The following is a 12,354-nucleotide window of genomic DNA, read 5'->3' as shown; positions in this document are numbered from 1 at the left end:
TTCCCGCATTCCTCACTCCTGTTCATCCCGCCATAGAAGGACTTCGATTTTTCTCCCTCGACATCACAACACTCAAGGTGGGGTTCTATACCAGGCGAATCAAACGCTTAATCCCAGCGTTAGTGCTGTTCGTGCTCATAATCAGTGTTCTGATAGGTCTCTTTAATCCCAGTCCAGTTCTTTCGCTAAACACTGGCATCACATCTCTATTTGGTCTTTCCAATCTCTATCTGCTGGAGCAGTCCACAGATTACTTTGCCGCATCCACAGAACTAAATGTTTTTACCCATACTTGGTCTCTGGGAGTGGAAGAACAGTTCTACTTCCTGTACCCATTTCTGGTTTGGCTTACTGGGTTTGGTCGTCAGACTAGCAAAGGGGCAAGAAATCTGTTCTGGGTTATCGGGGCATTATCGATTACTTCTTTGATTGCTTTTGTCTACATATACCAGACAAACCAACCTGCTGCTTACTTTTTGATGCCCACCCGTCTATGGGAATTAGGGGCTGGTTGCTTGCTGTTTCTGGGGTTAAAGCATTCCAACAGGTTGCTTCGTCTTCTTGAAAGCATCCCACCTTTGATGATCACTGCTGCTATTGTTGCAGTTTTGTTTATGCCCATTCAGATGGCTGTGCAAGCAACCATTGCCGTTGTTGTGTTCACGGTTTGTTTGATTGCCAGTTTTCGCTCTGGAACTGCTGTATATGATTTATTCACTCATCCAAAAGTGGTTTATGTCGGTCTAATTTCCTACTCTCTCTATCTCTGGCACTGGGGTGTTTTGTGCCTCAGTCGTTGGACAATTGGCATTCACTGGTGGTCGATACCATTCCAGATTGCCCTGATGCTGCTGCTATCTATTACTTCTTATCGGTATGTAGAGATTTTTCGCCATTCACATTGGTCTGCTGTTCGCTGGAAATCAATTGGATACGGAGTAGGTGCCTCCGCCAGCGTTGCTGTGCTGCTCTTTGCGCTTGTCAACATACCCAACTTTCTATATACAGGTCGCGGTCCATCGTTGGTTGCGGTGGGAGTTCCCTCGCTAACTAATACATACTCGCTAAAACAAGTCAATTCAATATGGGAAGGTGAAAAATGCATCCTATCTGACAATTCGGAAGTTGGCAAGAAGATTTTCGTCGAGGACTGCACATTGGGTAACTTCTCTAACGCAAAGAAAAGGGTCTTAGTTTTTGGGAACTCCTTTTCTGCGGCATTCGCTCAAGCGTTTGATGACCTTGTATTGTCAGATGGATACTCGGTCACGATCACGTCTTCCTGGGGGGCATCTCCTGTTAAGGAAATACCCAACAAAGGCACCTGGGACAAAGCAAATAATTACTACAAAGCAAATAATTACTACTGGGACAGCGTTGTACCTTCGCTCATCAGCCGCCTAAGACCTGGTGACTGGGTATTTCTTATCAACGATATGGCAGGGTTGTCGCCACAGCGTAGGACATCCAAAACAGATGAGATGTTAGCGCAATTGGAGAGTGGACTGGAGTCCCTCTCAAGCAAACTCTCGGCACGAGGTATCCGATTAGCAGTTTTACACGGTAACCCTTTCGCGCGTGAGGCGCATTGTCAACCTGTAAGCGCAGAAAAGCAGTGGTTCGCTCCCTTTGGCAGTCCTTGCAAATTGCCCAACAGAAGTGAGTCGCTTCTACGCCGTGACAATCTAAATAAAGTCTTGGTCTCTCTGGAGGCAGAAAGAAAACTACGCGTAGTAGACATATTTGATGTTTTCTGTCCCGAAGAGCAATGTACCTATATGGCTAAGAACGGTCAGATTCTTTACAGGGATGAATTCTCACATCTTTCAGTTGAGAGTGTTCGTCTGTCTTCCCCAATTATCCGTAAGGTTCTAACTTCTTCGTAAGTTCTGTCTAGTTCCCTTTCTCCCTGGGGAGAAGGGGTTAGGGGATGAGGGCAAGAGACTGAGCCGTAGATCGATCGCTTCTCTAAGCTATTTAATCCACGAGCCTAAGGATTCGGCGCAAGGTTGTTTTCAACCGTGAGAAATCATTGCCGCTACCTTGAGAGAAACCGAAAAGTTGTCAGACATTGCAGTTCGATGGTTAGCATAGAATTGAACGTGAATTGATGCCCAAATCGCTCCTATGGCTCAACACCAAAAAATTCTAACCATCCCCACCTCTGGCAAAGCTCTGCTGAGAATTACTCAAAAGATTCAAGCGATCGTCGCCGAGTCCGGCATTAAAACGGGCATCTGTCATTTATTTCTGCGCCACACCTCCGCTAGTTTAATTATTCAGGAAAACGCCGACCCCGACGTGTTGAAAGACTTAGAGAACTTTTTCTCTAAACTCGTCCCAGAATGGGAAACCTACATTCACAGCGCTGAAGGTGACGACGATATGCCTGCCCACATTCGCACCGTGCTAACCCATACGTCTGAGCAGATTCCGATCGCGCAAGGTCGTTTGCTGTTAGGCACCTGGCAAGGCATTTACATTTGGGAACATCGACAGCGCAACCATCACCGCGAATTAGTCGTGCACATCACCGGAGAGTGAGGCAATCGTGATCCAGCCATCATCCAAAATCCAAAATCCCAACTCTAAGATCATCTGGGTTGTCTTAGTTGCCAGTCTCAGCCTTGGTGGTTGCAGTGTCGAAAAAGCGCGGGCACTGCAAGGAGCCGCCGTGCAGTTTAAAACTGAATCTTTGGCCGCGATCGACGCGATCGACCAGATGCGCCAGCGAGAATTAGAAGCGCCGCCACGATCGCAAGCCGATATTCGTCAAGGATTTATCTCGCGGGTGCTCAACTCCAAAGTCGATCTCAATAGTGCTGTGATCGATTTGGCGATCGATCCGTTTCAGCCGCCCAAAGTCGCCGAGTGGGATGATTTTATCGTCGATTTGCGGAGTCAATATGAAGGGTTTGCCTCGATTTTCGACAAGCTCAACAGCGGCGCAATAGTCAGCCAAGCTGAAGCCAAACAGTCCGCAGAGTATGCGAGAAGGCTCACCGTGCAGATGGCATTGTTGGCGGACGCGATTAACAAAAATCCGCCGATGCTAGGTCAATATCGATCGAGAACGATCGTCAAACTCAAAAAACTTCGGCAAGATTATCAAACGCTGCTGACTCGCCTCAAATCTGGATCAGACGGCAGCGAAACGCTACAACAGATGAACCAACGCAAATCAGATCTCGAAAATCAAGCGGGAGAACTGATGAACGAATGGCAGCAGATCAAACAGGAGGAACAAAAACTACTCGAAACCACGGTCGTGCAGTGTACCAAAGCGGCAACAATGGGCAAAGAACTTGTCGAAGTCGCTAATCACTACAATGATTTAGAAGTCGGTCAACTCAACGCCCTGATTCCTAGAATTCTCACCACGGCTGCGGCTTTTACGGGTCGCGACTATAGTGTTGTCAAAGTCAAGGCAACGAATCTGGTGTCTCAAATTCAGTCTGACCCGTTTTGGAGTGGCGTAACGAAAACGCTGCTCGATCGTGCCAACACTGCTGCTGCTAGTCGCACTCAGGTGCAGGTCAATTTGCCCGTGTCGCTTCCGCCTACTAGTCGCAATCGATAAAATCACCTTACTGTTCTATGTCTGACTCTAATCACCTGTTTTTGCAACAAGCCGCTAATTTGATGAATGACCTTAATGTGCACTACATTGAGGCAGAATTTGATGATCAGGTGCAGCTCAAAGATCAGCTAGATCAGGCAATGCGTGATTTTTCTAAAGCAAAACTAGCCATTCTCAAAAACAACATTACCTGCACCGCAGACGATGTGAAACAAATGCAGCAACTTCGACAGCGACTCGCAAAAGCCCCTGATTTGCAGCAAATCTTGGCGACGGTCGTCAGTTTTGTGAGCTTTGTTCGATTGCGGTTTTTATAAAAATCAGGGTCTAACGGGCGATTGACTAATGATTACGATCGAACACATTGACCAACTTCTCATCGACTGGAAGCATAAAGTTAATCTGGTCAGTCAAAACCTGATTGACCTCCAAGATTTGCCCACTTATCAACAGTTAGCGGGCGTTCCTGGAGTCTCAAAAACCCATTTAACTGGAGTCACTGCCACGCAAGTTACACCCGCATTAGAAGCGATCAATGATTTGTTTCAGCAGTTTGATTTGCTGATTAAACCGATCGATCGAGCCAATGATCTTCGCAAACAAGTCTCTCGATTTTTGGGGTCAGAAAAAGCGCTACAAGATATTGAGAATCTGCTGACGGGCGCTTCGATTCAGCTATCTGTAGTGCAAACGCCTTTCGCCCATCGAGATTTACTCACTGCCGCCGAAACCACGACGACGATCGCGCCTGCCCAGTTACTTTCTAGAATGATGCAGACGTTTCAAGCCGCGAGAGATGTCGTGTTAGCCGTTGATGCCGCATGGCTGACGTTAGACTCTACGCTGATCGATGCTGAGACAGAGATCCGATCGCTCCAGCAATCTGCCGATTTAATTGATCAAAGTTGTTTAAAGGAATTAGTGCAGGTGCATCACACGATCGCCGCCTTGCACGATCGCATTCAACAAGATCCGTTAGGGGTGAGAGCGGAGTTTGAGCAAACCCTTCAGCCTGCGATTATACGAGCCAGAAATGCGGTTCAGCAAGGAGTTCAGCAACAGGCGCAAGTGCGAGAGAGAATCGCGATCGCACACACTTTATTGAATCAATTAGAAGCGCTGCACCAACAAAATTTAGCCGCCTTTGCGGAAAGTCAGGAAAAAGTCGTGGATCACTCTTTGCTACAAGATCCGATCGCGTCAGAGCATCTCTCTGCCCTCAAACAATGGCTCACCCGCCTCGAAGCCAAATTAACCGAGGGATTAGTCAGCCCCGTGTTGATTGGTTTAGAAAATTGGATGACCCAAACGCGAGAGTCTCTTGCATCCGAAAAACGGGCATACTCAGCCAATGTTAAGCCCCTCGAAAGTCGGCGTGAGTTACGCGGGCGGCTTGATGCCCTCAAAGCCAAAGCCCTTGCACGAGGACGCTCTGAAGATGCCACACTGGTTGAACTTGCTGCTCAAGCTAAACAACTTCTCTACACCCCTCCCACGCCTTTAGATGCCGCGATCGCATTAGTGTCTCAATATGAAAAACGTCTTAATAGTCATTAGCCTTCTACTCACAGGAGTTTCTGAATGAACGGCGAACGCTCCCCGCGCAGGGAACCTGTACGCTGTACTCGAAATCATTGCGCGGGCACACTCGAAGATGGTTATTGCAACGTCTGCGGACTCGCGGCGATTGCGGCATCAGGAACGCGTCCTCAACCCAGTGCAAGAGTCACGGCAAGGAGTATACCCGTCACCACCGGAACGGGATCTTCTCCCCTCACAAATCGGGCTTCTAAAGGGTCGCGGCGCACTCACTCCACCTCAGCGCGTAGCACTCGCAGACAATTAGGTGCAGGCTTAATTTCGATTCCTGAACTGCCCTCTACAGATCCAGAAAAGGCGATTCTGATCGAAGCAAAAGTGCCTGAAAACAAACGCTTCTGCGGCAACTGCAACAACGCGCTCAAACGAGAAAAAGGCTTTTGTAGTCAATGCGGACAGAAATATTCGTTTATCGCCACCCTGCAACCGGGCGATGTAGTGGCGGGTCAATATGAAGTCAAAGGCGCGATCGCTTACGGCGGTTTAGGCTGGATTTATCTGGGCTTCGACAAAACACTGTCGCGCTACGTCGTTCTGAAAGGGTTGCTCAACAGCGAAGATGCCGCCAGCGCCGCCGTTGCTGTTGCCGAACGCCAGTTTCTCGCGGTGGTCAAACACCCGAATATTGTAGGCATTTATAACTTTGTCAATCACGGCACCGAAGGCTTCATCATCATGGAGTATGTCGGGGGGCAAACGCTCAAAGACCTTCGCAAACAGCGGGGTGTGCTGCCCGTCACCGAAGCGATCGCTTACATTCATCGCATTCTGAGTGCGTTTGCTTATTTGCATCAGTTGGGGTTGGTCTATTGTGACTTTAAGCCTGACAACGTGATGTTAGAAGGTGATGATGTTAAGCTGATTGACTTGGGCGGAGTACGGCGGATTGACGATCCGAATGGGGATATTTATGGCACGGTCGGCTATAGCGCCCCCGAAGCCGGAGAAGGGCCGACGATCGCCTCTGATCTGTTCACCGTTGCGCGAACATTAGCGGTGTTAATCACCAACATTAAAGGCTTCAGCAAAGAGCATCTCTTCACTCTTCCGAATGCGGATGAAGATCCGATTTTTGCCCAACACGAGTCACTCTATCGATTTTTAATTAAGGCGACGGCTGAGAACCCGGACGATCGTTTGCAGACCGCCGATGAGATGGCAGATCAGCTATTAGGGGTGCTGCGAGAAATGGTGGCATTAGAAACCAACGTTCCGCGTCCCACTTCTAGCAATTTATTTAGCGGCGATCGGTTAGCGCTCACGAATAGCAGCAACTCTGCACCGATTAATCCAAATCATGACCAGTTACCGACTCTGTTATTAAACTCTACCGATCCAGGATTTAACGCGGTGATGAATGCCAGCGCGATCGCGGATAGCGCCCAGCGCACCGAGAATTTATTACAAGCCGTTAAACAGTTTCCTAATTCAACAGAAGCGCCTTTGCGATTAGCCGATAGCCTGATTGGGGTCAAATCTGCTCAAGCTGAAACCTATCTAGCCGAAGTCGAAGCCAAAGACCCGTGGGACTGGCGAGTGCTGTGGTATCGAGGTCGATCGCTGATGGCGCAAGGCAAGTTCAAAGAAGCTCAGGCAGCCTTCGACCAGGTTTATTTTGACTTGCCCGGAGAGTTAGCGCCAAAACTCGCGTTAGCCTTATCTGCCGAGCAAGCCAAAAATTATCCGTTAGCCATCAAGATGTATGATTTGGTGTCTCGAACCGATCCCAGCTATGTCTCTGCTGCGTTTGGGTTGGCGCGATGTTTGAATGCAAGGGGCGATCGTCAAGCAGCCGTCGCCGCTTTAGAGCGAGTGCCACCGTCATCGAGTTTGTTTACGCGATCACGGGTCGAAGTGGCTCGCACGTTGATTAATCGCGATCGCGGTGCCCCCGGTACATCCGAGTTGAGAGCGGCTTCTGTGGCGATCGAAGCGTTAACGTTAGACGGCGTTGAGCGGCATCGACTGACGCAACAAGTGCTCGAAACTGCTTTGCATTTGGTGACGACAAAAGCCGTTTCACCTACGTCAACGATCGCGATTCTCGGTCAACCGTTAGAGGAACCCAAAATCAGAAAAGGACTCGAAAAAGCCTTGCGTGATCTGGCACATTTGGCGATCGGAGATGAAAAAATTCGGCTCGTCGATGAAGCCAATCGAGTCAGACCGAGGAGTATATTTTAAAAGCAATGCTAACGACTCAGTGTCCAACTTGTGATGCCGCCGTTTTGCAAGACGACCAGTTTTGTGAAGAATGCGGCACGGCTTTAAGGACAATTGCATCGGGATGTGAGAAATGTGGCGCGTCGCCCGATACGATCGATGCGGAAGGGTTCTGCGGTCAGTGTGGGTTTCGTCGAGAGGCAAAAGAAGGCGATCGCGTGGAGGTGATTCTCAACTCATGTTTGGCAGGAGTCAGCGATCGGGGACTCAGACATCATCAAAACGAAGATTTTCTAGCCTTACAAACGATTGGAAATGCCGAAATTCTCATCGTTTGTGATGGCGTATCAAGTTCTGATCATCCCGAACTCGCGGCTCAAACAGCATCTGAGAGTGCGGGTTTAACCATCGCGTCTGCTCTGCAAGCCAAAGCCTCACCAGAGTCTGCAATCCGATCGGCTGTAGAGACTGCACTCTTAGGTGTTTGCCGCCTTTCTGAAGGTCAGTCTGGCACCGAACCACCTTCTACAACGCTAGTCGCGGCAGTGGTGCAAAATGGGATAGTTACGATCGGATGGCTGGGCGACAGTCGCGCTTATTGGATTTCTGACAGCGGTTCTCGTCAGTTAACGCACGATCACTCTTGGGTGAATGACGCGATCGCCTCTGGCAAAATGACCGCAGCCGAGGCAAATCACGCTCCGCAGGCGCACGCGATCACTCGCTGGCTAGGAGCCGATGCTAAAGAAGATGCTGCCCCTGAGATCGTGCAATTTCCGCTTCCGGGTGCTGGCTATCTCTTACTCTGTAGCGACGGATTATGGAATTACGCACCCGAAGTCCAACAGATTCAGGAATTGGTGCAAAAAAGTTTGGGTATGGATGCGGTAACGATCGCCCGATCATTAGTAGAGTTTGCTCGCTCGCGAGGGGGACACGATAACATCACGGTTGCACTATTCATTCACCATTCATTAGATTCTGATTAATCAAAACCATCGATCGCCTACAAACTTATGTCTACTCAATTCACCGCCGAAGTCTTTCAAAATCAATTCTTGCCGCAAGGATCGAGAGAAGTCCACGCGATCATGACTGTGAATGCTGGCAATGACACAGAAATCTCAAGCAGCGCATTGGGAGAGCAACTATTTGGAATCATCTGTGACACGTCGGGATCAATGGGCGGACAAAAGATCCGATCGGCAAAAGATGCCATGATTAAAGCCGTCAATATGCTCCCAGAAGAAGCTCATTTCTTCATTGTCACTGGGGCAAGTCAGGCGCGGTTAGTGGCTCCTTTAATGCAAGCAACTCCTGAAAACAAACAGCAAGCAATCTTTCATATTCGCTTGATCGAAGCAAGTGGCGGAACGCTGATTTCAACGTGGCTGAGTGCTGCCCTCAAGCAGTTTCAGCGTATGCCAACTGCCATTCGGCAAGCATTATTGTTGACTGACGGACAGAACGATGAGTCTGATGAAAAAGCGTTTGATCACACGCTTCAAGCCTGCGAAGGTGTGTTTCAATGCGACTGTCGAGGAGTCGGAACGGATTGGCGCGTTGCCCAACTTAAACGAATTTCTAGCAAGCTCCTCGGCACCACTGACATCATCGCCAATGCTTTGTTGATTGAAGCTGATTTTCAAACAATTTTGCAGCAAGCAATGGGCAAAAATATTAGCGATGTCTCAATGCGATTGTGGACACCTCAAGGAGCCAAAATTCTCTTCTGCAAGCAAGTCAGCCCTGATATTGTCGATCTGACTCATCGCGCTAAATCAGTGAAGCCGCAGGTGGTTGATTATCCGACTGGGGCATGGGGCAAACGCGAATCGCGGGATTATCACTTCTGCATTGAGGTCAATCCGGGCAATGTGGGCGACGAAATGCTGGCAGGTCGGGCAAGTCTGATCTGCACGATCGACGGCACCGAAACCAAAATCGCCGAAGCTCGCATCTTGGCAGTCTGGACAGATGACGATGCAAAATCCACCAAGATCGATCGCCGCGTCGCTCATTACACGGGGCAAGCCGAACTTGCTCAAACCATTCAAGAAGGGTTAGAGGCGCGCAACCGAGGCGATGTCGAAGCCGCCACTGCCAAACTCGGACGAGCCGTTAAAATCGCTCACGAATCGGGTAATGAAGCCACTGCCAAATTATTAAAAACCGTGGTGGAGATTGAAGACGCGCCCACGGGAACGGTGCGGTTGAAAAAAGCGATCGCTAAAGAAGACGAAATGGCACTGGAAACCCGATCGACCAAAACTACGCGCATTCCCAAGTCATAACCCTCTATGTCTACCTATCTCTGCCCCAAAGGTCACGAATCTAGTGAGTCTGACTATTGCTCAGAATGCGGTGCGAAAATTGGCAGCAGTTCTGCTGCGATCGTGCCTCCCATTCCTGAGAAAGTCGCCGCCCAACTCTGCCCAGATTGCAGCGCCCCTCACGAATTGCATAGCGGTAACTTTTGCGAGATTTGCGGCTATAACTTTGTGACAAAAGCGCACGGAGAATTGCCCATGATTCAACCCGTTGCGATCAAAGTCGTGGCACCTCTTGAGACCGTCACAACCAAGCAGGGAGAGGAAGAATCGGCAACCCGTGAATGGGAAGTTGTGGTGACGATCGAGCCATCACTTCGTCATCCCGACAGCCCAGAACCGCCAGCAGATCAGCCTCCGATCACGATCCGCCTCGACAAATCAACTCATTTGATCGGTCGCACCAGCCAAGTTAGAGCCGTCTACCCAGACATCGCGATCGACTTCGACGATGCAGTTTCTCACCGTCACGCGCTGATCGATCGTCAGCCAGATAACACATTTACTCTACGCGATATCGGATCATCTAACGGGACACAGCTTAACGGAGTTGAACTCAAACCAATGGTAGATAGTCCGCTTAAAAACGGCGATGCAGTCACGATCGGTCATTGGACGAAAATCACCATTCAAGCGCTCACTCAATCAGTAAAATCGTCTTTTAAATTATGACAACTATCCAAAATATATCCACTAAAACAAACAAAAAACTAACTACTCCTCAACTGATTAGAAGTGGTTTATATATCACATGGGGAGCAGGTTTACTCGCGCTTATAACCACAATTACAGGAGTGCAAGAACAACGTAACGCAATCAAAACTGTGGGTAAAGATACAACACCAAGTATTATTACAGCCCAACGCTTAAAGGATGGAATTGCTGGAATGGATGCCTTTGCTGCCAGTGAATTTTTAGTACCGTCCAGAAACATACAAAGTTCGTTTCTAGAACCAGTCGAGAAAGACAAAGATGGAACGAACATTCAAAGCTACAATGAACGCTACAGATCAGTTACCGAACGACTAATTGCTGCTGCTAATAATATTACCTACGACGAAGAACGCGAACCGATTCAAACCATGCAACTCGGAATCGGTGATTATGTCGCGAAGATTCAGCAAGCGCGAGACGCTCATGCCCGCCGAGATCAAGTCGGAACGTTAGCAGCTTATTTGGCGGCGGCTGAGGTTATGGATAAAACCCTTTTGCCTGCTGCCGATCGCTTAGACCAGGTAAACGTTAAAGCGCTCAATCGCACCTACGAAGATCAAAAATTTGGCTCGGCTCGATCGCTGTTTTTGATCGCGATCGTCATCCTGGGGTTAGCAGGATTTTTGGTGATGTTTCAGCTATTTCTCAGCCGTCGGACTCGACGCACCTTGAATCCTTTTTTGCTGTCAGCAACGGCGATCGCGCTGCTGTTTTTGGCGCACACGATCGGGTCACTGCTATCTGCTTCACAGCATCTCACAGTCGCCAAAAGAGATGCATTTGAATCGATGCATTCTTTGCGTCAGGCTCGTGCGCTTGCTTATAGTGCCAATGCTGACGAGAGTCGCTATTTGCTAGATGTTAGAAATGCAGCCACTCACGAACAAGCATTCTTCGACAAAATGAACCAGATTGCTACCCCTCCAAATGGTCAGACTTTTGAGCAAATCATTCTACTCGCACGACAGGAATCACTCACACAACAGGAAACTAAACTTACAGGGTTGACCGGATTTCTAGGAGATGAATTAAGCAATATCACGTTTCCAGGTGAGCGACCAGCCGTGATCGAAACCCTGTCTGCGCTGTCTAACTATCTGAAGATTGATCAACAAATTCGTCAACTTCAGCAAAACGGAAAATATCGAGAAGCGATCGCCCTATGCACTGGCAGTAATCCGGGTGAGTCTGACTGGGCATTTAATGAATTTAGAAAAGCCAATCAAAAAACTTATGATGTGAATGACAAAGCTTTTAACGATGCCATCACTCAGGGCAATCAAGATCTTGCAGGGTTTGAAATCAAAAGCGCGATCGCGGTGATAGCGATCGCGTTACTCGTCCTTTGGGGAGTGATGCCTCGCCTCAAAGAATATTCTTGATAGAGCGATCGTTGGTATTGCAGAATGAGATGCAATGGCTGTAGGGGTAGCGCCCCCGTGCCTACGCCTGGCGGAGGGCAACCACGAGGGAATTGCCCCTACCCAAATCATCCCGCTATCCCGCACTGCCCGATCGTTAAACCCACCGACCCACGACCACCCGCAGCGTTCCATCGTCTAAAACTTCTTCTTCCTCAACGTTAAACCCTTGCTCTTGAGCGGTTTTCATCAGAGTTTTGTGAGCATATTTTTGAGTGACCGCATTCACAAACTGCTGCTGGTTAATCTTCGCACCCCAAAAATCGGCAATCAGATCATAGGTTTCTCCACTGCGCCGAAAGCCCAAATCATAGCCATTTGACTGCCGGATCACATAGTCAGCTTGCGTCGTGTTGCCCTGATATCCGCGCACTTTGCGATCGCACTCTACTTTATAGCCCAACTCACTCAAAGCCTGGTGCAGCGTGTCGCCATTTTTGATCTGAACTTTAACCGTCGTGAAGTGAGACATAATCCGATTCTGAATTGAGCAGACTTCTCTGATTGTAGAGTCTGGCGATCGCAAGTGTTTATATCTACATAGATT

11 protein-coding genes are annotated in these 12,354 nt (G+C 48.9%); 10 read left to right on the top strand and 1 reads right to left on the bottom strand.

Going from position 1 to position 12,354, the window contains the following annotated elements:
- The 10 genes from C7B65_RS02255 to C7B65_RS02210 form a co-directional block, all read left to right on the top strand.
- Positions 1-1,886 (top strand): acyltransferase family protein (locus C7B65_RS02255; RefSeq protein WP_106253886.1); only part of this gene is annotated, 1,886 nt, incomplete at its 5' end.
- 241 nt (positions 1,887-2,127) lie between these two features.
- On the top strand, positions 2,128-2,544 hold the full coding sequence (locus tag C7B65_RS02250) for a secondary thiamine-phosphate synthase enzyme YjbQ (protein WP_073069263.1): 417 nt from the start codon (positions 2,128-2,130) through the stop codon (positions 2,542-2,544).
- 7 nt (positions 2,545-2,551) lie between these two features.
- A complete protein-coding gene (locus C7B65_RS02245) occupies positions 2,552-3,580 on the top strand; it encodes a hypothetical protein (RefSeq protein WP_073069262.1) in 1,029 nt (342 codons plus the stop codon).
- 17 nt (positions 3,581-3,597) lie between these two features.
- Positions 3,598-3,897, top strand: a complete 300-nt coding sequence (locus tag C7B65_RS02240) for a hypothetical protein (protein ID WP_073069261.1) — start codon at positions 3,598-3,600, stop codon at positions 3,895-3,897.
- A gap of 28 nt (positions 3,898-3,925) precedes the next feature.
- Positions 3,926-5,137 (top strand): hypothetical protein, encoded by a 1,212-nt coding sequence (locus C7B65_RS02235; protein ID WP_073069260.1) that lies wholly within the window; start codon positions 3,926-3,928, stop codon positions 5,135-5,137.
- 24 nt (positions 5,138-5,161) lie between these two features.
- Positions 5,162-7,363 carry a serine/threonine-protein kinase gene (locus C7B65_RS02230; protein WP_073069259.1) on the top strand — a complete coding sequence of 734 codons (2,202 nt, stop codon included), beginning with the start codon at positions 5,162-5,164 and terminating at the stop codon, positions 7,361-7,363.
- Positions 7,364-7,368: 5 nt separating this feature from the next.
- Entirely contained in the window at positions 7,369-8,331 is a 963-nt protein-coding gene (locus tag C7B65_RS02225) for a PP2C family protein-serine/threonine phosphatase (RefSeq protein WP_073069258.1), read from the top strand.
- A gap of 27 nt (positions 8,332-8,358) precedes the next feature.
- Positions 8,359-9,636 (top strand): vWA domain-containing protein, encoded by a 1,278-nt coding sequence (locus tag C7B65_RS02220; RefSeq protein WP_073069257.1) that lies wholly within the window; start codon positions 8,359-8,361, stop codon positions 9,634-9,636.
- Between the two features lie 6 nt (positions 9,637-9,642).
- Positions 9,643-10,344, top strand: coding sequence for an FHA domain-containing protein (locus C7B65_RS02215; protein ID WP_073069256.1), 702 nt, complete (start codon positions 9,643-9,645; stop codon positions 10,342-10,344).
- Between the two features lie 122 nt (positions 10,345-10,466).
- A complete protein-coding gene (locus tag C7B65_RS02210; protein ID WP_244913142.1) occupies positions 10,467-11,768 on the top strand; it encodes a hypothetical protein in 1,302 nt (433 codons plus the stop codon).
- Positions 11,769-11,904: 136 nt separating this feature from the next.
- On the opposite strand, the gene C7B65_RS02205 is transcribed toward C7B65_RS02210, so the two are convergent.
- On the bottom strand, positions 11,905-12,279 hold the full coding sequence (locus tag C7B65_RS02205) for a DUF1257 domain-containing protein (protein ID WP_073069254.1): 375 nt from the start codon (positions 12,277-12,279) through the stop codon (positions 11,905-11,907).
- Between the last annotated feature and the right edge of the window lie 75 nt (positions 12,280-12,354).

Source organism: Phormidesmis priestleyi ULC007 (assembly GCF_003003695.1).
Taxonomy (GTDB): domain Bacteria; phylum Cyanobacteriota; class Cyanobacteriia; order Leptolyngbyales; family Leptolyngbyaceae; genus Phormidesmis_A; species Phormidesmis_A priestleyi_A.
Note: the sequence above shows the minus strand (reverse complement) of the source record. Positions and strands in the feature narration are given on the sequence as shown.